16 protein-coding genes are annotated in these 21,262 nt (G+C 64.0%); 5 read left to right on the forward strand and 11 right to left on the reverse strand.

Translation table 11 applies throughout. From position 1 onward, the window contains the following. The first annotated feature begins 114 nt into the window (after positions 1-114). Both uca and atzF read left to right on the forward strand, forming a co-directional pair. Positions 115-3,714 carry an urea carboxylase gene (uca, locus tag LDZ26_RS23360; protein ID WP_244851675.1) on the forward strand — a complete coding sequence of 1,200 codons (3,600 nt, stop codon included), beginning with the start codon at positions 115-117 and terminating at the stop codon, positions 3,712-3,714. A 17-nt stretch (positions 3,715-3,731) separates the two neighbouring features. Then, positions 3,732-5,537 carry an allophanate hydrolase gene (atzF, locus tag LDZ26_RS23365; RefSeq protein ID WP_244851676.1) on the forward strand — a complete coding sequence of 602 codons (1,806 nt, stop codon included), beginning with the start codon at positions 3,732-3,734 and terminating at the stop codon, positions 5,535-5,537. A 56-nt stretch (positions 5,538-5,593) separates the two neighbouring features. Here atzF and LDZ26_RS23370 read toward each other — a convergent pair whose 3' ends face one another. Then, complete coding sequence (locus LDZ26_RS23370) at positions 5,594-6,715, reverse strand: AraC family transcriptional regulator (protein WP_244851677.1); 1,122 nt, start codon at positions 6,713-6,715, stop codon at positions 5,594-5,596. Between the two features lie 162 nt (positions 6,716-6,877). Here LDZ26_RS23370 and LDZ26_RS23375 point away from each other — a divergent pair, with 162 nt between their 5' ends. Both LDZ26_RS23375 and LDZ26_RS23380 read left to right on the forward strand, forming a co-directional pair. Continuing rightward, a complete protein-coding gene (locus tag LDZ26_RS23375; protein ID WP_244851678.1) occupies positions 6,878-7,312 on the forward strand; it encodes a GFA family protein in 435 nt (144 codons plus the stop codon). Between the two features lie 87 nt (positions 7,313-7,399). Continuing rightward, complete coding sequence (locus LDZ26_RS23380) at positions 7,400-8,233, forward strand: class I SAM-dependent methyltransferase (RefSeq protein ID WP_244851679.1); 834 nt, start codon at positions 7,400-7,402, stop codon at positions 8,231-8,233. A gap of 229 nt (positions 8,234-8,462) precedes the next feature. Here the strand turns inward: LDZ26_RS23380 and LDZ26_RS23385 are convergent, their stop codons facing one another. From LDZ26_RS23385 to LDZ26_RS23395, 3 genes are read right to left on the reverse strand one after another with little or no spacing between them, the layout of a single operon-like run. Beyond that, positions 8,463-10,727 (reverse strand): xanthine dehydrogenase family protein molybdopterin-binding subunit, encoded by a 2,265-nt coding sequence (locus LDZ26_RS23385; protein ID WP_244851680.1) that lies wholly within the window; start codon positions 10,725-10,727, stop codon positions 8,463-8,465. After that, positions 10,724-11,734, reverse strand: a complete 1,011-nt coding sequence (locus LDZ26_RS23390) for a xanthine dehydrogenase family protein subunit M (protein ID WP_244851681.1) — start codon at positions 11,732-11,734, stop codon at positions 10,724-10,726. Before LDZ26_RS23390 ends, LDZ26_RS23385 begins: the two co-directional genes overlap by 4 nt. Beyond that, entirely contained in the window at positions 11,731-12,288 is a 558-nt protein-coding gene (locus LDZ26_RS23395; protein WP_244851682.1) for a (2Fe-2S)-binding protein, read from the reverse strand. Before LDZ26_RS23395 ends, LDZ26_RS23390 begins: the two co-directional genes overlap by 4 nt. A gap of 179 nt (positions 12,289-12,467) precedes the next feature. Between LDZ26_RS23395 and LDZ26_RS23400 the strand changes: the two genes are divergently transcribed. Next, complete coding sequence (locus tag LDZ26_RS23400) at positions 12,468-13,535, forward strand: tartrate dehydrogenase (RefSeq protein ID WP_244851683.1); 1,068 nt, start codon at positions 12,468-12,470, stop codon at positions 13,533-13,535. A 105-nt stretch (positions 13,536-13,640) separates the two neighbouring features. On the opposite strand, the gene LDZ26_RS23405 is transcribed toward LDZ26_RS23400, so the two are convergent. The 7 genes from LDZ26_RS23405 to LDZ26_RS23435 all read right to left on the reverse strand — a co-directional run bounded on the left by LDZ26_RS23405 (position 13,641) and on the right by LDZ26_RS23435 (position 21,064). Beyond that, complete coding sequence (locus tag LDZ26_RS23405; protein WP_244851684.1) at positions 13,641-14,924, reverse strand: right-handed parallel beta-helix repeat-containing protein; 1,284 nt, start codon at positions 14,922-14,924, stop codon at positions 13,641-13,643. 909 nt (positions 14,925-15,833) lie between these two features. Next, positions 15,834-16,121 carry a DUF1330 domain-containing protein gene (locus tag LDZ26_RS23410; protein ID WP_244851685.1) on the reverse strand — a complete coding sequence of 96 codons (288 nt, stop codon included), beginning with the start codon at positions 16,119-16,121 and terminating at the stop codon, positions 15,834-15,836. Positions 16,122-16,253: 132 nt separating this feature from the next. Next, positions 16,254-17,198 carry a dihydrodipicolinate synthase family protein gene (locus tag LDZ26_RS23415; protein ID WP_244851686.1) on the reverse strand — a complete coding sequence of 315 codons (945 nt, stop codon included), beginning with the start codon at positions 17,196-17,198 and terminating at the stop codon, positions 16,254-16,256. A gap of 162 nt (positions 17,199-17,360) precedes the next feature. After that, complete coding sequence (locus LDZ26_RS23420; protein WP_244851687.1) at positions 17,361-18,647, reverse strand: FAD-dependent oxidoreductase; 1,287 nt, start codon at positions 18,645-18,647, stop codon at positions 17,361-17,363. Then, positions 18,644-18,913 (reverse strand): 2Fe-2S iron-sulfur cluster-binding protein, encoded by a 270-nt coding sequence (locus LDZ26_RS23425; RefSeq protein ID WP_244851688.1) that lies wholly within the window; start codon positions 18,911-18,913, stop codon positions 18,644-18,646. Before LDZ26_RS23425 ends, LDZ26_RS23420 begins: the two co-directional genes overlap by 4 nt. Then, positions 18,906-20,111 carry an FAD-binding oxidoreductase gene (locus tag LDZ26_RS23430; protein ID WP_244851689.1) on the reverse strand — a complete coding sequence of 402 codons (1,206 nt, stop codon included), beginning with the start codon at positions 20,109-20,111 and terminating at the stop codon, positions 18,906-18,908. Before LDZ26_RS23430 ends, LDZ26_RS23425 begins: the two co-directional genes overlap by 8 nt. After that, positions 20,108-21,064: a 4-hydroxyproline epimerase gene (locus LDZ26_RS23435; protein WP_305038328.1), complete on the reverse strand. Its 957-nt coding sequence runs from the start codon at positions 21,062-21,064 to the stop codon at positions 20,108-20,110. Before LDZ26_RS23435 ends, LDZ26_RS23430 begins: the two co-directional genes overlap by 4 nt. Positions 21,065-21,262: the final 198 nt, after the last annotated feature.

Genomic DNA, 21,262 nt, shown 5'->3' on the forward strand with positions numbered 1-21,262 from the left:
CGCCCGAGGAATTAGCACAAGCGCATCGCTGAACGCGTGTCGTGTCGGCCGTGGACGACCACGGCTCGCCATTCTCACGGCGGGACGGCCCGCCTTCGAATCAAGACTGCCTCCATGTTCGAGAAGATACTCATTGCCAACCGTGGCGCCATTGCGTGCCGCATTCTTCGAACGTTGCGCGAACTGAATGTCACCGGCGTCGCCGTTTATGCCGAAGCCGACCGCGCGAGCCGTCACGTCAGCGAAGCGCCCATTGCTCATGCGCTCGGCGACGGCCCCGCCGCCGTGACGTATCTCGACACGGCGAAGATTCTGGAGGTCGCGCGTCGCGAAGGCGTGCAGGCGATTCATCCGGGCTATGGCTTTCTGTCGGAGAACGCGGCGTTCGGCGAAGCATGCGAAGCGGCTGGCATCGCGTTTATCGGACCGACGCCCGCGCAGTTGCGCGCCTTCGGCCTCAAGCACACGGCGCGCGAAATCGCCGCGAGTCAGGGCGTGCCGATGCTCGAAGGCACGGGACTGCTCGAAGGCGTGGCGGCGGCGCTGGAAGCGGCGCAGGCCATCGGCTATCCGGTGATGCTGAAGAGCACGGCGGGCGGCGGCGGCATCGGCATGCGCGTGTGCTGGAACGCCGACGAACTCGCCACGCATTTCGATGCGGTCAAGCGTCTCGGCGAAAACAACTTCAGCGATGCGGGCGTGTTTCTGGAGAAGTACATCGAGCGGGCGCGGCATCTCGAAGTGCAGGTGTTCGGCGACGGCCACGGCGACGCCATCGCGCTCGGCGTGCGCGACTGTTCGGTGCAGCGTCGCAATCAGAAGGTGCTCGAAGAAACGCCCGCGCCGTGTCTGCCCGAAGGCATATCCGACGCACTGTGCGACGCCGCCGTGAAGCTCGCGAAGGCCGTCGGTTACCGCTCCGCAGGCACGGTCGAATTCGTGTACGACAGCGCGGCCCGCCAGTTCTATTTTCTCGAAGTGAATACGCGCCTTCAGGTGGAACATGGCGTGACCGAGCAGGTCTGGGGCGTCGATCTCGTGCGCTGGATGATCGAGCTTGCGGCCGGAACGCTCGCGCCTTTGAAAGAACTCGTGGCCGGTCTCACGCCGCGCGGCCACGCGATACAGGCGCGGCTCTACGCGGAAGACCCGGGGCGCGATTTCAAGCCGAGTCCGGGCCTGCTCACCGATGTGGCGCTCCCGCCCGCCGATGGCCGCGCGCTGCGCATCGATACGTGGATCGAAGCGGGATGCGAGGTGCCGCCCTACTTCGACCCAATGCTTGCGAAAATCATCGCGTGGTCGCCAACGCGCGACGAAGCCCGCCACGCTTTGGATGCGGCGCTCGACGAGACGCGCATCTACGGCGTCGAAACGAACCGCGACTATCTGCGCCAGATCGTGCAGGACACGCCTTTCGCATCGGGCGAACCGTGGACGCGCTGCCTGGAGGCGCTCGCTTATCGCGCGACGACCGTTGAAGTCGTGAGCGGCGGCACGCAGACGACCGTGCAGGATCATCCGGGACGGCTCGGCTATTGGGCGGTCGGCATTCCGCCGTCGGGACCGATGGACGACCGCGCGATGCGGCTCGGCAATCGCCTCATCGGCAATGCGGCGGATGCCGCCGCGCTCGAAATCACGATGAGCGGCCCGACGCTGCGCTTCAATACGGACGCGGTCGTCGCCATCACGGGCGCGCAGATTCCCGTGCATCTGAACGATGTCGAACAGCCGCTGAACACGAGCATCCACGTCCCCGCAGGCGCCACGCTCGCGCTCGGCACGATACGCGGCGCGGGCGCGCGCGCTTACCTGTGCGTGCGCGGCGGGCTCGATGTCGCGTCGTATCTCGGCAGCCGCAGCACGTTCACGCTCGGCCAGTTCGGCGGACACGGCGGCCGCGCGCTGCGCGCAGGCGACGTGCTGCATCTTTATCCGCTCGCGGATAAGCACGCGGGCGCGGTGCTTCCCAACGTGCCGGCGCTCGACAGCGTGCGCACCATTCGCGTGATCTACGGACCGCACGGCGCGCCCGAGTACTTCACCGCGCCGTATATCGAGCGGTTCTTCGACACCGAGTGGGAGATTCATTTCAACTCCAGCCGGACCGGCGTGCGCCTGATCGGGCCGAAACCGGAATGGGCGCGCGAGGACGGCGGCGAAGCGGGGCTGCATCCATCGAACATTCACGACAACCCGTATGCGGTCGGCGCGATCGACTTCACCGGCGACATGCCGGTGATTCTCGGCCCCGATGGCCCGAGCCTCGGCGGTTTTGTGTGTCCGGTGACGATCATCGAAGCGGACCTGTGGCACATCGGTCAGTTGAAGGCGGGCGACAAGGTGCGCTTCGTGCCGGTCGATATCGACGCAGCACGCGAGGCCGCGCGCCAGCGCCGCCGCGAGATCGACACGCTGACCGTCGAGCCGAACGCACTGCCTGAGCGGAGCGCGCCGCTGACCTCGCCTATCGTTCTGGACACGGGCTCGGGCCATGAAAGGCTCGTTGCGCGCGTTTCCGGCGACACGCATCTGCTGCTCGAAATCGGTCCGGCGGAACTCGATCTCGTCTCCCGCTTTCGCGGTCATGCGCTGATGCAGGCGCTTGAAGCGCAGGCACTTGCCGGCGTCATCGACCTCACGCCGGGCATTCGCTCGCTGCAGGTTCACTACCGGCCCGACGATCTGCCGCTCGCGCGCCTGCTTGCGATCGTCGCCGAGGCGTGGCAGCAGGTGCTCTTGCAACGGGATCTGCGCGTGCCGTCGCGCGTGGTTCATCTGCCGCTTTCGTGGGACGATCCGGCGTGCCGGCTCGCCATCGAAAAGTACATGACCACCGTGCGCAAGGATGCGCCGTGGTGCCCGAGCAATCTGGAGTTCATCCGCCGCATCAACGATCTCGATTCCATCGATGCCGTGAAGCGCATCGTCTTCGACGCGAGCTATCTCGTGATGGGCCTGGGCGACGTGTATCTCGGCGCGCCGGTCGCGACGCCGCTCGATCCGCGTCACCGGCTCGTTACGACGAAGTACAACCCGGCGCGCACGTGGACGGCGGAGAACTCCGTCGGTATCGGCGGCGCGTATCTCTGCGTGTACGGCATGGAAGGGCCGGGCGGTTATCAATTCGTCGGCCGCACGTTGCAGATGTGGAACCGCTATCGCAAGGTCGCGGACTTCGCGGGGCAGCACTTCCTGCTGCGCTTCTTCGATCAGATTCGCTTCTACGAAGTCCCGGCAGACGAGCTGCTTCGCATCCGCGCGGATTTTCCGCTGGGCCGTTATCCGTTGCGCATCGAGCAAACGGAGCTGTCGTTGTCGGACTATCAGGCGTTTCTCGCGGAAGAATCCGCGAGCATCGACGCTTTCCGCTCGCGGCAACAGGCAGCGTTCAACGCGGAGCGCGAACGCTGGCGCGAAGCGGGCGCGACCGAGGACGCGCTGGATGCGCCGGCCGTCGAAGAAGCGCCATTCGCCGCGCTCGAAGACGGCGAAGTCGCCGTGGACAGCGAGATCGCGGGCAGCCTCTGGCAAGTGAAGGTGGCGACCGGCGACATCGTATCCGCAGGCGACGTGCTGGTCGTCATCGAGTCGATGAAGATGGAGATCGCCGTTTGCGCGCCCTGCGCGGGCAAGGTCGGTCCGATCCATGTCGCGCCGGGCTCGCCCGTGCGCGCCGGCCAGCGCGTCGCCGTCATCCAACGTCACTGAACACGGGACACATCATCATGCCGTCATTCGATCTGCGCCTATCCACGCTTCGGTCCGCCTATCGCGCGAAGACACTCACGCCGCGCGCGTTGATTGCGCAATTGCGCGACAAAGCTGCGGCGCTGAATCCCGAGTTCAATCTTTTCATTCACCTTTTGAGCGAAGCGGAACTCGCCCCGTACCTCGAACGGCTAGACGCGCAGGACTCCGAAACAATGCCGCTCTACGGCATTCCGTTCGCGATCAAGGACAACATCGACCTCGCGGGCATACAGACGACAGCCGCCTGCCCCGCGTTCGCCTACACGCCATCGGAGTCGGCAACCGTCATCGCGCGCCTGATCGAACTCGGCGCGATACCGCTTGGCAAGACCAACCTCGATCAGTTCGCGACCGGTCTCAACGGCACGCGCTCGCCGTACGGCAAGTGCCGCAACAGCGTGCGCCCGGAGTATCCGTCGGGCGGATCGAGCGCGGGATCGTCGCTCGCCGTCGCGCTCGGCGTAGCGAGCTTTGCGCTCGGCACGGACACGGCGGGTTCTGGCCGCGTGCCTGCCGCGCTGAACAATCTCGTCGGACTGAAGCCGACGAAGGGCCTGCTTTCGATGGCCGGCGTCGTGCCCGCCTGCCGCACGCTGGACTGCGTGACCTACTTCACGGCGACGGCGCAAGAAGCGAGCGAACTGCTCTCGCTGACCGCGCAAGCGGACGACCGCGATGCCTATAGCCGCCAGAATCCGCAGTGGAACACGGCGCGCGCGTTCGGCACGCCCGCCGCGTTTCGCTTCGGCGTGCCTGCGCAACTGGAATTCGCGGGATGCGCCGAAAGTCCCGCATTGTTCGATGAGGCTCGCGCGATGCTCGAAGCAGCCGGTGGCGAGGCCGTCGAGATCGACTTCGCGCCGTTCGTCGAAGCGGCGCAGCTTCTGTATCAAGGTCCGTGGGTCGCCGAGCGTTACAGCGTCGTGCGCGACCTGATGCTCTCGCAGCCGGATGCGGTGCTGCCCGTCATTCGCGATGTGCTGGCGAAGGCGCCCGGCGCAACCGCTGTCGACCTGTTCCGCGCGCAGTACCGCTTGCAGGCGCTGAAGGCAATCTGTGACGCGTCGCTCGATTCGCTCGACTTCGTTCTCACGCCGACGTATCCGCGTCCGGTCACGCTCGCCGAACTGGAAGCGGATCCTATCGGGCCGAACTCGCTGCTCGGTCACTACACGAACTTCATGAACCTGCTCGACTACGCCGCCGTCGCGACGCCGACAGCTTTCATGCAGAACGGTCTGCCGTGGGGCGTCACCGTCTTCGGCCGCGCTTTCACGGACCAGTATCTGCTGGGCGTCGCCGACTTGCTGCAACGCACGAGCGGCATTGCATGCGTCGGCGGCAACGTGATGTCGGCGGGCGAGCGAAGCATCGCTACGAACGATCGCGTTCGCATCGCGGTGTGCGGCGCGCATATGCAGGGCTTGCCGCTCAACCGGGACCTGCTTTCCCGGGGCGCGCATCTCGTGCAGGCCACGCGCACCGCTGCGTCGTATCGGCTCGCGGCGCTGCCGGCGTCGTCCGATGGAACGCGTCGGCCCGGCATGTGGCGCGTGGCGGAAAACGGCGTCGAAATAGCGGTGGAAGTGTGGGAGATGCCGTTCGCCGAACTCGGCTCGTTCATCGCCACCGTTCCCTCGCCGCTCGCCTTGGGCAAGGTCGAACTCACGGACGGCTCGTGGGTGATCGGCTTTGTCTGCGAGCCGTATGGCGTTGAGTCGGGCACGGACATCTCCGCGTTCGGGGGATGGCGAGCGTGGCTTGCCGAACAGCGGCGATGACCGTGGCGTTTTGCCGATCGTAGCCATTCACGCTGGCCCGATCGAAGTGCCGGACTCTACGCGGCGTCGTTAATACGATGTTCGCGATGCGTTCCCACGCCCGTTGGCACGGCGAATGACGCGCACGCTTCCTCGTCCGCTTCGCCACCGACCACGCTCGACGAGGCATCGCCTACCGCGCGGCCCTGACTACGCCGCCAGCTTGCAGGCGGCATGCCGAACTGGCGCTTGAACGCCCGATTGAACGCCGCCTCCGATTCGTAGCCCACGCGCTCCGCCACTGCCGCAATCGGACGCGGCCCGGCGAGCAGGTCTTGCGCGGCCACTTGCAAGCGCCAGCACGCGAGGTATTGCATCGGCGCCTGACCGAGCAATTGCGTGAAGCGCTGCGCAAGCGCAGAACGCGAGAGACCGACGCGGCGCGCCAGTTCATCGACGGTCCAGTCATGACCCGGTTGCGCGTGCAGCAACGCAAGTGCCTTGCCGACGAAGCGGTCTTCGACGCCCGCGAGCCAGCCACGGCGATCCTCGGGCATGGAAGCGATGCAGCGCCGCACCGCTTCCACGAAGAGCAGTTCAGAAAGCCGCGCAAGCACGGTCGCGCTGCCGGGACGCCACTCGGCCGCCTCCATCACCGCGAATCTCAGCGACGATTCGAGCCACGCGGATTGCGGGTCGTTGCGCATGTCGATCTTGAAGAGACGCGGCAACGATGCAAGCACTGGATTGACCAGCATATCGTCGCAAGCGAGAAAGCCGCAGACGATGCGCGTGCGGCCCGCTTCCTTTCCTCCTTCCTTACCCGCGCCGTCTCCACCGACACATAGCCGCATCACGTCGCCGGGCGACGTCGCCAGATATCTCGCCACGAGTTCCTCGGCGGGTGTCGGATCGAGATCCAGCGAACTGCCCATCAGATGCGCCTCGCCTCGCGGCACGACGAGTAGTTCCCCCGCATCGACGCGAACGGCCGACGCGGGATCGTCGGTCAACGCTGCCCTGCACCACCCTTCCAGGATGAGGTGAAACGACACGACGCGTTCGGCGCGCGGCAGGAACGTCGTGCACATGGCGGGCGCAACTTGCCCGAACACGCACCATGGCGCCGTGAAATGGCCGTTCAGATACACGGCTCCGCTGAGACGCAGAAGACGAAGAACGTCGGAAAGCGCATCCATGGCCAGTCCCAAAGTTTCGGCGTCCCGCGCAAAACATCTGGACGCCCGGTCATTCAACGAAGGGCTCCGCGCGCCGATACTGGCATCCACGCGAAACACCACTGACGCAAGGTTAAGCCTAGACGTTGCGTTCGCCAACCCACACTAACGAGGGGTCTGCAGATGAATGACACAGCTACTTACCAAGGCAGTTGTTTTTGCGGCGCAGTGCGCTTTACGGTGAACGGCAAGCCCGAAGGCATGGGCTATTGCCATTGCGAATCGTGCCGACGCTGGTCCGCGGGCCCCGTCAACGCGTTCACGCTCTGGAAGCCGGATGCGCTGCGCATCATTCGCGGAGCGGACCATATCGCCACTTACAACAATACTGAGCAGAGCTATCGAAAATGGTGCAGGATCTGCGGCGGGCATCTTTTCACCGAACATCCGCATTGGGGGCTGATTGACGTCTATGCCGCCGTGATCGACGACTTCCCGTACGAACCCGGCGTGCATGTGAATTACAAGGAATCGAAGCTGCCGATGAAGGACGGTCTGCCGAAGATGCAGGACTTGCCGAAGGAAATGGGCGGCTCTGGTACGAGCGTCGCCGAGTAATACGAGTTGTTCCGTAGTAGTCCGCAAACAGGCAGCACACCTAAGCGATCTCGCCGCGCTGCCATCTTGTCTATCAGGAGCCATGTCATGTCCGCAGTCGCTACCGCATTCTCGCCCGCCGCCGATCTCGCCGCCGTCAAGGTTCGTCAGCAAGCCGCCTGGTCCACGGGCAACTACGCAGTCATCGGCACGACTTTGCAGATCGTCGGAGAGAGTCTTTGCGAGGCGCTCGACTTGCGCGCAGGCAGTCGCGTGCTGGATGTCGCAGCGGGCAACGGCAATGCGACGCTCGCCGCCGCGCGCCGTTATTGCGACGTCGTCTCCACCGACTACGTCGCTTCGCCGCTCGATGCAGGTCGCGCACGCGCGCAAGCCGAAGGCCTCGCCGTTCACTTCCAGGAAGCAGACGCCGAAGCCTTGCCTTTCCCGGATGCATCGTTCGATGTCGTGCTATCGACGTTCGGCGTGATGTTCACGCCGAATCAGCAACAGGCGGCGAGCGAACTGATGCGCGTGTGCCGGCCGGGCGGAAAAATCGGCCTCGCGAACTGGACGCCGGAGAGTTTCATCGGACAGGTCTTCAAGACGATGGGCCAATACATCACGCCGCCCACTGGCGTGAAGTCGCCGGCGCTGTGGGGCACGGAGACGCGCCTCGCCGAATTGCTGGGAAGCGGCGCCGCGCGCATCAGCGCAGTGAAGCGTGAGTTCGTCTTCCGGTATCGGTCGGCGGAGCATTTCGTCGATGTATTCCGCAGCTACTACGGCCCGATGAACAAGGCGTTCGCCTCGCTCGAAGGCGAGCGGCAAGCCGCGTTTCTCGGCGATCTGATGGCGCTTATCGGGAGTCGCAATCGTTCCGGCGATGAGACGCTCGTCTTGCCAAGTGAATATCTCGAAGTCGTGGTGGAACGCAAATGATCCCGCTTAAACATGTGTTCGAGGAAGCGCTGGACGCCGGTTTGCGCCTGCACGTGCTGGTCTCTTCGACAGAGTTGCGGCGCGGGTCGTCGCTAATCATGGGTATGCCGTTGTTGTCCTCCGTGTGCTTCTTCGTTCTTCGACTTGCGCTGTCGCGGATAGGTGTAGTGGTTTGAGCGGAGATACAGCTAGCAAGGCGGCGCGGACGTACGCCCGCGCCGTTCCGCCGTCACGCGAAAAGCGTATCCAGAGTGATCGGCAAGTCCCGCACGCGCTTGCCCGTCGCGTGCCAGATGGCGTTGGCGACAGCCGCCGCCACGCCGACCACGCCGATCTCTCCCACGCCTTTCGCGCCCAGCGGATTCACGACGTCGTCGTGCTCGTCGACGAAGATCACGTCGATGTCGTGTATATCCGCGTTCACCGGAACGTGATACTCCGACAGGTTGTGATTCATCTGCCGGCCGAGCTCGTGATCGAACTGCCCGTGCTCGTGCAGCGCCATGCTGATGCCCCAGACCACGCCGCCCGACACCTGACTCGCCGCCGTCTTCGGATTCACGATGCGACCCGCCGCCACCGCGTTGACCACGCGCGTCACGCGCACGGTGCCGAGCGCGGCATCGACGCGCGCTTCGACGAACACCGCCGAATGCGTGCCGATCGAGTACGACTGCTGCTTGTCGTGCGGCGTCACGGTCACCTGCGCATCGAGCGTGTCGAGGCCCGCGCGCGTCATCAGTTCGCGCAGCGACACGCGTTGCTCGTTGCCCTCGCCGCACGCGACGTATTCGCCGTCGAGCCGCACGGCGTCCGGCTGCGCGCGTGCGAAGGCATCGCCGCCGTGTTCCTTCGCGATCGACGCGAGCTTGCCGCGCAGGCGCGTGCACGCCGCATGCACCGCGCTGCCGACCGACGACACGGTCCACGATCCGCCTTCGAGCGGCGCCTTCGGCAAACGGCTGTCGCCCAGACGGAATTCGACGTGTTCGAGCGGCACGCCGAGCGCATCGGCGGCGAGTTGCGTCATCACCGTATAAGTGCCCGTGCCGATGTCCGCTGTGGCGCTCGACACGACGACACGCCCGTCGGCGCCGATCTCCGCCAACGCGGACGCCTCGTTCTGCATGGCGTCCCAGATGCCGGTCGCCATGCCCCAGCCGACGAGTTCGTTCCCTTCGCGCATCGAGCGCGGCGCGAGCGGGCGCTTGTCCCATCCGAAGCGTGCCGCGCCCTCTTCGAAGCATTCACGCAGCGCCTTGCTGGAGAACGGCAGGTTCTTGTTCCCGTCGCGCTCCGCATAGTTGATGAGCCGTAGCTTCAGCGGGTCCATGCCGAGCGCCTCGGCGAGTTCGTCCATTGCCATTTCCAGCGGAAAAAGCGCCTGCGCCGCGCCCGGCGCGCGCATGTCGGCGGGCGTCGGCACGTCGAGCTTGCTCACCTTGTAGTCCAGCCGCACGTTGTCACAGGCATACAACTGTCCGGCCCAGTTCACGATGACGTCGCAGTAGTCTTCGTATTGGGATGTCTCGGACACCGCCTCGTGGATGACCGCCTCGAGCCTGCCGTCGCGATTCGCGGCCAGCGCGACGCGTTGCAGGCTCATCGGCCGATGCGCGAACGTGAACATCTGCTGCCGCGTCAACACCACGCGCACGGGCCGCTTGAGATCGCGCGCGGCCATGACGGCCAGCGGCAGATGATATTGCGGACGCAAGCCCGAGCCGAACGCGCCGCCGACGAACGGCGAGACGACTTCGAGCATGTCGTCGTCGAAGCCGAAGATCTTCGTCAGATACTGCTTGGTGTTGAGCACGCCCTGCGTCTTTTCATAGACGGTGAACTTGCCGGACGGCTCGGGAATGACCGTGCAGCCGTGCAGTTCGATCGGATTGTGATACTCGGCCGGCGTCGAATAGCGGCTGTCGATCTTGAACGCGGCGGCGGCCAGCGCGCCGTCCGCATCGCCGCGCGGCGGTGGCGGCGGCTCGAAGCCGCCCTTCTCGGTCGATGGCGGATAGCTGTCGGCTTCGACTTCGCGCAAATCCGTGCAGTGGCTCGTGCGCTCGTAGGTCACTTCGATCAGCGACGCCGCATGTCGCGCGAGCTCATAACTCTCCGCGACGACGAGCGCGACCGGCTGCCCGCTATACCAGATGCGATCGTCCCAGAGCGGCCGAAACGGCATGCCGCCCGGCGCGGACTGGTCCTTCCATGCGGCGTCGTTAAGCGGCAACTCGGGCCGGTTCTCATGCGTGAGCACCATCAGCACGCCGGGCAGTTCGAGCGCGCGCCGCGATTCGATCGACACGATGCGCCCGCTCGCGATGCGGCTCGGAAGAACGAAGCCATAGCTCATGTCATCCGCGAAGAATTCGCCTGCGTAGCGCGCCTCGCCCGTCACCTTCTTTCTGCCGTCGACGCGGTTGACGGGCTTGCCGCTGAAGTGCGCGCCCTGCCGCGCGATGCGTTCCAGTTCGTTCGGAGAATTCATGATGCGTCGTCCTCTCTGCTGGCGAGGCTGATACCCGATGCCTGTTCGAAAGCGCGCTCGATGGCGCGCGCGGTCAGTTCGATCTTGAATGCGTTGCCGGGACGGCCGCGCGCGTCGCGCACCATTGCGCTCGCGAAGTCGCGCACGGTGGCGGCGTCGAGCGTCTTGCCGCGCAGCGCGGCTTCGGCGTCGCGGTTGCGCCACGGCTTATGCGCCACGCCGCCGAGCGCGCAACGCACTTCTTCGATGCGAGAGCCGTCGAGCTTCAGCGCGAGCGCGACCGACACCAGCGCGAACGCATACGACGCGCGATCTCGCACCTTCACGTAGGCGTTATGTTGCGCGAAGCCATCGGCGGGCAAGGTGATGCCGACGATGATCTCGTCGTCGCGCAGGTTCGTGTCGATGTGCGGGGTATCGCCGGGAAGCCGGTGAAACGCGTCGAACGGGATCACGCGCTCGCCTGCGTCGCTCGTCACGCGCACGGACGCGTCGAGCGCGGCGAGCGCCACGCACATGTCCGACGGATGAACGGCGATGCAATGCTCGCTCGCGCCGAGAATGGCGTGAATGCGGTTGACGCCATTCATCGCGCCGCAGCCGCTGCCCGGCTGGCGCTTGTTGCACGGCGTGGCGGTGTCGTAGAAATAATGGCAGCGCGTACGTTGCAGCATGTTGCCGCCGACGGTCGCGACATTGCGAATCTGCGCCGAAGCACCGGCCAATATCGCCTTCGACAGCAGCGGATAGCGCGACTCGATGCGTTCGTCGTAGGCCACGGCGCTGTTCGTGGCGAGCGCGCCGATGTCCATGCCGCCGTCCGCGTTCGGCTCGATGCCGGTCATCGGCAGACGTCGAATATCGACGAGGCTTTCGGGGCGCGCGACGCCTTCCTTGATCAGATCCACGAGGTTCGTGCCGCCTGCGAGAAACGCCGCCGACGGCGCGCGGTGCGCGTCGAGCGCTGCGGATACGTCGTTCGCGCGCGTGTAGGAGAAGCGGTTCATGGACGCGCCTCCTCGTTCTGAATGTCGGTCCCTTCCACCCGTTGCCCGCCCGACGCCTGCAGGATGGCGTGCACGATGTTCTGATACGCGCCGCAGCGACAGATGTTGCCGCTCATCGCTTCGCGCACTTCGGCGGCGTCGTGGGCGTGTCCTTCCGCGAGCATGCCGACGGCCGAGCAGATTTGCCCCGGCGTGCAGTAGCCGCATTGAAAGGCGTCGCAGTCGATGAACGCCCGCTGCATAGGATGCAGCGCGTCGCCGTCAGCCAAGCCTTCGATGGTGGTGATGGAAGCGCCGTCGTACGAAACGGCGAGCGCGAGACACGTATTGATGCGCTGGCCATCGACGAGCGCAGTGCACGCGCCGCATTGTCCGTGGTCGCAGCCCTTCTTCGTGCCGGTAAGCTGGCAGTGTTCGCGCAGCAGGTTGAGCAGTGTGGTCCACGGCTCGATGTCGAAACTACGCGCTTCGCCGTTGATCTTGAGCGTGCAGGCGACGCGCTGCGCATGCGGCGCGTCCACGTCCAGCGCGGTCGCGGTCGATGAGGTATTCATGGGATCTCCTTGCGGGAATCCCGGTGCGAAGCATGCGCCGTGCCTTGCGCCATGCTTGCGGCAATAAGAAGTCGGAGGGCAACGCCAAACGACCTGGCTCAGAATGTAAGAACCGCGAGAACCCGAGTACGATCAGGCAAGCGCAGCAATAAAAAACGCCCAGACAGGAGCCAACTGAAATGTCAAAGAGTCAGTACCGCATAGCCGTGATTCCCGGCGATGGAATCGGCAAGGAAGTGATGCCCGAAGCACTGCGCACGCTCGATGCTGTGAGCAAACGCTTCGGCATCGCGCTGGAGTACCAGCACATCGAATGGGCAAGCTGCGACTACTACGCCGCCCACGGCCAGATGATGCCCGACGACTGGAAGGCGCAACTCGAAACCGCCGACGCCATCTTGTTCGGCGCCGTCGGCTGGCCGCAAAGCGTCCCCGATCACGTCTCGCTGTGGGGGTCGCTCCTCAAGTTCCGCCGCGAGTTCGATCAATACATCAACCTGCGGCCGGCGCGTCTCTTCGAAGGCGTGCCGTCGCCGCTCGCCAACCGCAAGGCCGGCGACATCGACTTCATGATCGTGCGCGAAAACACCGAAGGCGAATACTCGTCCGTCGGAGGAGTCAGTTTCGAAGGCACCGAGCGCGAATTCGTGTCGCAAACCTCTATCTTCACGCGTCAGGGTGCTACGCGCGTGCTCAAGTTCGCGTTCGATCTCGCGCAGCAACGCGCGAAGAAAATCACGGTGGCGACCAAGAGCAATGGCATCTCCATCAGCATGCCGTGGTGGGACGCCCGCGCCGCCGAAATCGCCGCGCAGTATCCGGATGTCGCATGGGACAAGCAGCATATCGACATCTTGTGCGCGCGCTTCGTGCTGAACCCGGATCGCTTCGATGTGGTCGTCGCAACGAATCTCTTCGGCGACATTCTCTCGGACCTCGGCCCCGCCTGCACCGGCACGATCGGCATTGCGCCGTCCGCGAACATGAATCCCGAGCGCGCGTTTCCGTCGCTCTTCGAGCCCGTGCACGGCTCCGCGCCGGATATCGCGGGCAAAGGCATTGCCAATCCTATCGCGATGATCTGGTCCGCCGCGATGATGCTCGACTTTCTCGGTCAGCGCCCCGCGCACGATGCGATTCTGTCCGCCATCGAGGCCGTGCTGAAGGAAGGACCGCATACGGGCGATCTCGGCGGCAAGGCCAGCACGAAGGAAGTCGGCGAAGCTATCGCGCAACGGCTCGCCTGATCAGTTATTGCTAGGTAGTACGGCTTCCTAACTACTTCTAAATGCTTCGTAGCGAACCGTTCGTTGTTGTTGAGAACGGTTCGCTACGTCGCTCGTGCTTCGAGCTTAGCCGATCTTAGGATTCACGACCGACACCTTCGGGCCGTTGCTGTCCCACTGACTGAGATACCAGTTGCGCTTCCACACCGGGTTCGTGGTAGTGATCGCGCCCGTCACGACGCAGCCATTCAGTCGGAGACCGCCGACCGCAAACGAATCGCTCGTGCAGGTGTCGGTATGGTTCGTGATCTGAATGTCGACGTTCTTCGCGACCGCTCCAGGGAACGCGCCGAGGTAGACCAGAATGCCGCCGCCGGAGCAACCCCGAGTCGTCGGACTGACGATCTTGATGCCCTGGAGGACTGCGTCGTTGTTGTTCGGCTCGATGTCGAGACCATACGCCGGCGCGGTGCCCGAGATGTTCTCCCAAAGCGGATTGTTGAACGTGATGCCGCTGCCGGACGTGATCGTCGCGCCTTGACGGCGGCAGCCGTTCGCGTGGTGGCCGCTGATCGATACGTTCGAGCTCGGCTTGTTCGAGCCGCTCTGGCTATTGCCGATGTAGATGCCGTCGCCCCAGCAGTTGATCGTCGTCGGGTTGGTGATCGTGACGCCGGTGGAGCCGTTGATCGAGATGCCCATGCCCCATTCGCCGGAACCGGCCGAGTTCAGTTCCTTGCTGCCATCGAGGTACGGTGCTTCGATATTCACGTTGCTCACGTCCCACACGCGCATCATCTGATACGTGCTGCTGTTGTGCGACAGCATCTTGATCGACGCGCCCGGCGCGAAGCGGATATGCGTGTTCGAGCGCAGCGTGAGGCCAGTTGCGTCGATGCGGCTTTTGCCCGTGATGAGCAGAATCTGGCCGACCGAGCCGTCGATGGCAGCCTGAAGCGCCGCGCGGTCGTTGCTCGAGCCATCGCCCTTCACGCCGAACGACTTGTCTTGCAGCACGCCGGCCGTGCTCGTGTTGCTCGTGCCTTGCGAGCCGGTGCTCGAAGCGGCGACGCGCGGGTCTGCCGTGCCGAGGTTCTGCCACGGCGTGGTCCCGCTCTTGAACCAGTTGCCCGCCGTGTTGCGGCCATAGATCGCGCCGTTGAGGTACACGAGTGTGGTGTACGCGACCGGGGAACCGGTGCTCATCGACGTGCCGTTGCGCACCGCATGACCGCCAACGAGCGTCCACACGGCGCCCGAGCTATCGGTGATGGATGCTGCCGGCGGAATAGCCGTTCCGTTCGACGACGCGGCCTTCGCCACGGCTGCGGTATCGCCGAGTCCATCGGCGCCCATTTCGCTGCCGCCGCCGCAGGCGGCCAAGGCGGCGCTGCCCGCGCCCGCCATCATGAACGACAGGAATTTTCTACGCGTAAGGGGTCCGCTTGCGTCGGCTGCAACGCCGATCAGGGAATTTTCGCTCTGTGCTTTAAGTAGACGATTCGACGACACGGGAAATTATTCATGTTTGCTCAAGGAGGCCGAAGTTTAATGTCCCGAATCTACCGAATGGGTTTCGCGATGTAACAGAAAGAAAGAGCAAAGCACGAGCGTATTCTCATACCGTAAGGAGAAAAAACCGCTAGCAGTACTTCTCTTTCGGAGAAAGATCAGACTTTTTGCGTGAAATAATGACCTCCAATTAATAGGTTTATTCCGAGTTCTTGTAACGGTCGACTCAGAATGAGTAGGTATTTCCGATAAATTTTGGCAGTGGGCGTCGTGCCTACATGTCTGCCGCGAGGCTCTTATTATTCATACGAATCGCTTAAGTTTAGCTGTTACCTCAGTCCGGCGATGAGGCGGTGAGTTACTTGGCGGATCGGCGCGCGAATGAGCCATCGACGGAGGGCAATACCGAACGAGTGATCGTTTGCAGTTCTAATTGCTTTGGGGTTGTACAGTGGTAGCTGTGCAAGGCTCCCACTTGGCTTCGCGTATAGGGACAACGCCCCTGCTTAGGGGCGCCATTAATCCGGGATGCGAGTGAACCTGCCGTACCCATCTTCAACGGCAGGAAGGCATCGAACCTCTGTTACTCACGTTTAGGAGACCTTCATGATCGGAGAGCTTCTCGTGCCGGCGCACAGCACGCGATCGCGTGGAAAGAAGAAGAAAGTAAGAGAAGCGGGCCCGTAAAGTCACATAGAGACCGACGCCGATCTCGGGAACTGCAAAGTGACTTTTGGAGAGAGAAGTTTATAGCGCCTGAGACGATCGCCCGGGCAAATCGGGTCGATCGCTCACTGGCGGTTCGCGCTACACGCCTTCGACAAGAACGGCGCGATACCGCGCACCGCGGAATCGGTGCTGCGCGACCTCTTGATATGCCGAACTGTCGTACCACGCGCGCGCTGCGTCAGTAGACGGAAACTCTACGATCACGACACCCTCGGGCGCGTCGCCTTCGAGGACTTGCTGAGGTCCGTAGGCGGCGAGAACTTTTACCGGATGACCTTGCAGGGTTTCGCCGACCTTGCTTTGATACTGGTCGAGTTCACCTTGATCTTGCGTGCTCTCTCTTGTGAAGACAATGTAAGTGGCCATGACGCATGCTCTCCGAGTAGTGTGAAGGTGTGCGTCATGATGCCACGAATCGGGCGAATACCTCGGTGCACATAGTGCAGTGGAGAAAGTTATACGCGGCCCCTTCCGAAGCCGCTCTTTCTCAACCAGGGATCACGCACTCACCTCTTTCGACCAACCGGCATACCACTTCTTGAACAATTCGAATTGCGTCTCGGCATAGCGGCGTTGCGCTTCGCTCAGTGCATCCGTCTCATTGAAATGAAGCGTGTATTCCTTCTCGCCGTTGAGCACCATCAGGTATTTGTAGTACAGCACCAGATCCGTGCCTTCGTCGAACGATGAAAGCACTGCAAGCGCGCTTTCGAGTTCACGTGCCTGACGACGCGCCGTCATATCTCCATCGCTCGCTTTGCGGCACAGATCGACCAGCTGCAAGACTTCGCGCGGCAACGCATTGCCGATGCCGGTGATCGCACCTCGCGCGCCGCAGTTGACGAAGCCGTGAAAGACCTGCGTGTCCACGCCGACCATCAAGGTGACGTTCTCGTCCTGGCTGGTGATGTTCTCCGCTGCATAGCGCATGTCCGCCGCACCGCCGAACTCCTTGAACCCGATCAGGTTCGGATACTTCGCCCGCAGCTCGAAAAACAGATCGGCACGCGTGGCAAAGCCATAGTAAGGGCTGTTATAGATGACTGCGGGGAGCGCAGGCGCCGCTTCGAGAATGGCAGAAAAGTGCGCCTTTTGCGCGGCGGGCGACGCACCGCGCGACAGCACGCGCGGAATGACCATCAGCCCGCTGGCACCGACCTTCGCCGCGTGCGCTGCATGCGATACGGCTTCCCGCGAATTCACCGCACCGGTGCCGACGATAGTCGGGACGCCGGCATCGACCAGCCGCGCCACGCCTTCCTGACGCTGCGCTTCGCTCAGAAGGGGCCAGTCACCCATCGATCCGCAGTACACCACCGCGTTCATGCCCAGACCGACGAGTTCGCGGCCTTTGGAGACGAGCGCGTCGTAGTCCGGCGTGCGCTCGGCCGTGCACGGCGTCATGAGCGCCGGAATGGTGCCCGTGAAGATGTTGTTGCCCATGTTGTTGCCCTCGACATTCGGTGACTATGATTCGTTGATTGAACTCGCCGATACCGCTCGCGATATGCCGCGGTATCACAAGTCAGAAGCATTAAGGCTTGCGTCGATTCCTGTTGGTCAGTGACGAAATCGGCACAGCGACGCATGTGTGCCGATTCGACTTCATTGCGCATGCTCGTCGACGAGAGGCGGCTCGACCTCCAGTAGCGTTGCTATGCGCGCCGGGACGAATGGCGGGCGTTGCGCATCCGTCTTCCAGCCGAAACAGAACGCAGCCGCTTCTCCGCAGATCTTTCCTTGACAAGGACCCATGCCGCAGCGCGTGTGCAACTTCGCATCGCGCCACGAGCGATACTTCGACGCATCGCCGAAAGCGACGTCTTCGCATCGGCACAAGATGGTGTCCGCTTGGGCTAACGCGCGAAGCTCAGGATTCAAACGGAACGCCTCGTGCATGCGTCGCGCGAATTGCCGATAAGCGTCGCGCGCTGCAAATAACTTGCGCGCGTGCTCGCGATTGCCTATTGCCGCATGCGCGGCTATTCGGCCTTCGAGCGCGGCAAGCTCCATGCCGCCCACGCCCGTGCATTCGCCTGCGGCATAGACATCGGGCACGGAAGTGGCCTGCCATTCATCGACGCGTAATGCTGCTTCGAACGGTGCCTCGACAATCTGACAGCCGAGCGCGATGCCGACCTGAACATTCGGCACGAGTCCATATGCGCAAGCGAGGCGATCGCAATCGATATCGATGTCTTCGTCGCCATGACGCACGCGCACCCGGGTTAGATGCGTCTCGCCGTGCGCTTCTGAGACGTAAGCGCCGCGATAATACGGCGTCGCGCGTAAATCGAAGCGCATGCGCGCCGCCTGGACGAGCTTCGCGGGCGTCTTCAGCAGCCCGGCAGCGAAGCGCCGAACATGGCTTGCCGAAGCCTGCTCGACGATAGCCGCCACCGTAGCGGCGTGTTGACGCGCCGTGATGGCCGCCGCCCAAAGAAGCGGCCCGGTGCCCGCTACCACGACACGCTGCCCCGCGACCGGCATGCCGCCCTTGATCAGCGCCTGCAAGCCGCCCGCGCCCGTCACGCCCGGCAAAGTCCAGCCGGGATACGGCAGAAAACGTTCGCGCGCGCCCGTCGCGACAATCAGCTTCTCGTAGCCGACTCGATAGCCGCGCGCGGCATCTTCGACGAGCAGCGTCTTACCGGTCAGTGATTGCACCACGCGCGTACCGCAAAGTCGTGCGATGTTCTGATGCCGAGCAAGCGCGTCGATGGCGGCGCGCGCCGGGCCTTTCGGCGCGTGTTGCGGCCCTTGCCGCCAGATTTGCCCGCCGGGCAGCGCGTTATCGTCGATGATGCCGACCTGCACGCCCGCTTCTGCCGCCACGCGCGCCGCATGAAGTCCCGCGGGACCCGCGCCGATGATAAGGACATCGAACTTCATGATGTTGTGCTTCCCGTCTCGACCGACATACCCTGCGCGCACAAGGTCTGACAGGCGAGCCGATGCCGCACGCCATCGATGGTCACCCTGCATTCCTGGCAGATGCCCATCCCGCATAACGGGCCACGGGCGTCACCGCTCACCGAGCGCCGCGTGACGAAACCCGTTCCACCCGCAGCGAGGGCCACGGCCGCCAGCACCGAACTGCCGCTCGCCACGCTCAAGGCGCGTCCATCGATTCGGACCGTCAACGATTGCTCAGACATGCATGGCTCCGTTGCTGGCGCCGCCTGTCACGCGGCTCGTTTGGAAACGCGACGGCAGGTACGGCGTCGCGTCGATCGGCAGCTGAGACGTCGCGCCCGTCATCTGCGCGGCGATCAGCTTCGCGGTGGCGAGCGCCGTCGTCACGCCCAGTCCTTCGTGTCCCGTCGCAATCCACACCGGAACGTGTGCCGCGTCGCTGTGAATAAAGTGCGCAGCCGGGCCGATGAGCGGCAGGCCGTCGAGCGTCGCGGGCCGAAAGCCGGTCCACGCGCGGATCGCATTGAGCGCAGGCAGCCGGGGAAGATACTCGCTCGCGCGCCGAAGCATGCGGGCCATGATCTCGGGTTCGACGGTCGAATCCGCGTTGTCGAACTGCCGTGACGAGCCGATCAGCAATTGCCCGGTCGGACGCGGCTGCACGTTGAACGCCACCGACGTGCCGCTCGCGTTGTGCGCGCTCTTGATATAGCCGAGTTCGAGAATCTGATGCCGGATGGTGCCCGGATAGCGATCCGTGATGAGCAGATGCCCCTTCTTCGCCTGCATCGGCAAATCGGGCATCAAGTCGATGGCCTGCAAGCCATTCGCGACGAGCACCGCGCCCGCCGCGATGACTTCGCCGCTCGCCAGCACGACGCCTTCGCGCGTCAATCGCGCGACCGTTGCGTCTAGCCTGCAGCTCACGCGGCCTCCACCCGACGCGTCTGCGATCAGCCACGCAGCGGCGGCCGGCGCGTAGACGACGGCATCATCGGGAACGATCATGCCGCCCCTGAAGCCCTCGCGCAGTTCGGGCTCCGCTTCGCGCAACTGCTGCGCATCCAGCATGTCGCATGCGATATTTTCGCGCGCGAGCGAAACGCGACGCTCATGCGCGAGATCGAATTCTTCGTCGTCGGCGGCAACCCATAGCGTTCCGCAACGCACGAAAGCCTGATGCTTGTCGAGACGCGGCGCGAGGTCGAGCCATAACTGACGCGACCACGACGACAGCGCGAATTCAGCGGGCGTATCGTCCATCACCACGACGTGGCCCATGCCAGCCGCCGTCACGCCCCCGCCGATTCCCGCGCGATCCAGCACGAGCACATCCATGCCCTTGCTCGCGAGTTCGCGCGCGCACGCGGCGCCGACGATGCCCGCGCCGATCACGATCACATCCGGGCAAGCATGTCCCGAGACGGCACTCGCTTTCACGTGCGAATGCCCCACGCGAACGGATCGTCGCTGGAAAAGACGAGCTTCGCTTCGGCGTTCACGTGCGCGGTTCCGCGAACGCTGGGCCGCACGCGTCCGACGTCATCGCCCATGCTTTCATAGCGCGCCTCGAACACGCTGCCGACGATGCTTTCCTGCCGCCAGAGCGCGCCCGGCGCAAGCAGGCCATCGGCCGCGAGGCATGCGATCTTCGCGCTCGTGCCCGTTCCGCACGGCGAGCGGTCATACGCCTTGCCGGGGCACAGCACGAAGTTGCGGCTATCGACATCGGGCGTCGCCGAATCGGCGAACAGTTCGATATGGTCGATGAGCGCGCCGCCCTCGCCCGTGATTCCGTTCGCTTCGAGGGCTTCACGAATCGCCCATGCAACGTCCGTCAGTGATTCGACGCGCGAGAAATCGAGCGCCTGACCATGATCGGACACGAGGAAAAACCAGTTGCCGCCCCACGCGATATCGCCATGAACGCGCCCGAGCTTCGGCACGTCGAGCGGCACTTGCACACGGTAACGGTACGCGGGAACGTTGCGCACGGTCACGCTGAGATCGCTGTGCAGTTCGGCTTCGACGATACCGACAGGCGTTTCTATGCGATGCACGCCGGGCTGGATGCGCCCGAGATGTGCGAGCGAAACGACGAGCCCGATGGTGCCGTGACCGCACATGCCGAGAAAGCCGACGTTATTGAAGAAGATGACGCCCGCCGAGCACGATGCGTCGTGCGGTTCGCACAACAGCGCGCCGACGATCACGTCCGAGCCGCGCGGTTCGTTGACAATGCCGGCGCGCACGCGGTCGTAGTCCCGGCGAAAGATCTCGAGGCGTTCGGACAGCGGACCGAGACCGAGATCGGGGCCGCCTGCGATGACGAGTCGAGTCGGCTCTCCGCCGGTATGCGAGTCGACGACTTCGATATGAGTGAGTGTGTTCATGAGGCAATGGTAAGCGCGCGCACTGCCAGCGTCTTGGCCGAACGCGTCTGCGCGAGTGATGAAATCGGCATAGCTTCGCGTGCGGCACACACGGGTACAAACCCGACTAGTCAACGCGCATAACGCCTCTGCCGCCCGAACACTGCGCAACTATGCGGATTTCTGCATCGCGACTGATTATTTCCCGCAAGACGCGGC

Source organism: Caballeronia sp. SL2Y3, from assembly GCF_022879575.1.
GTDB lineage: Bacteria > Pseudomonadota > Gammaproteobacteria > Burkholderiales > Burkholderiaceae > Caballeronia.

What these genes read in the sequence shown, in the direction of transcription:
- uca (WP_244851675.1), top strand. Translation starts at nt 115, where the DNA reads ATGTTCGAGAAGATACTCATTGCCAACCGTGGCGCCATTGCGTGCCGC.
- atzF (WP_244851676.1), top strand. Translation starts at nt 3,732, where the DNA reads ATGCCGTCATTCGATCTGCGCCTATCCACGCTTCGGTCCGCCTATCGC.
- LDZ26_RS23370 (WP_244851677.1), bottom strand. Translation starts at nt 6,715, where the DNA reads ATGGATGCGCTTTCCGACGTTCTTCGTCTTCTGCGTCTCAGCGGAGCC.
- LDZ26_RS23375 (WP_244851678.1), top strand. Translation starts at nt 6,878, where the DNA reads ATGAATGACACAGCTACTTACCAAGGCAGTTGTTTTTGCGGCGCAGTG.
- LDZ26_RS23380 (WP_244851679.1), top strand. Translation starts at nt 7,400, where the DNA reads ATGTCCGCAGTCGCTACCGCATTCTCGCCCGCCGCCGATCTCGCCGCC.
- LDZ26_RS23385 (WP_244851680.1), bottom strand. Translation starts at nt 10,727, where the DNA reads ATGAATTCTCCGAACGAACTGGAACGCATCGCGCGGCAGGGCGCGCAC.
- LDZ26_RS23390 (WP_244851681.1), bottom strand. Translation starts at nt 11,734, where the DNA reads ATGAACCGCTTCTCCTACACGCGCGCGAACGACGTATCCGCAGCGCTC.
- LDZ26_RS23395 (WP_244851682.1), bottom strand. Translation starts at nt 12,288, where the DNA reads ATGAATACCTCATCGACCGCGACCGCGCTGGACGTGGACGCGCCGCAT.
- LDZ26_RS23400 (WP_244851683.1), top strand. Translation starts at nt 12,468, where the DNA reads ATGTCAAAGAGTCAGTACCGCATAGCCGTGATTCCCGGCGATGGAATC.
- LDZ26_RS23405 (WP_244851684.1), bottom strand. Translation starts at nt 14,924, where the DNA reads ATGATGGCGGGCGCGGGCAGCGCCGCCTTGGCCGCCTGCGGCGGCGGC.
- LDZ26_RS23410 (WP_244851685.1), bottom strand. Translation starts at nt 16,121, where the DNA reads ATGGCCACTTACATTGTCTTCACAAGAGAGAGCACGCAAGATCAAGGT.
- LDZ26_RS23415 (WP_244851686.1), bottom strand. Translation starts at nt 17,198, where the DNA reads ATGGGCAACAACATCTTCACGGGCACCATTCCGGCGCTCATGACGCCG.
- LDZ26_RS23420 (WP_244851687.1), bottom strand. Translation starts at nt 18,647, where the DNA reads ATGAAGTTCGATGTCCTTATCATCGGCGCGGGTCCCGCGGGACTTCAT.
- LDZ26_RS23425 (WP_244851688.1), bottom strand. Translation starts at nt 18,913, where the DNA reads ATGTCTGAGCAATCGTTGACGGTCCGAATCGATGGACGCGCCTTGAGC.
- LDZ26_RS23435 (WP_305038328.1), bottom strand. Translation starts at nt 21,064, where the DNA reads ATGAACACACTCACTCATATCGAAGTCGTCGACTCGCATACCGGCGGA.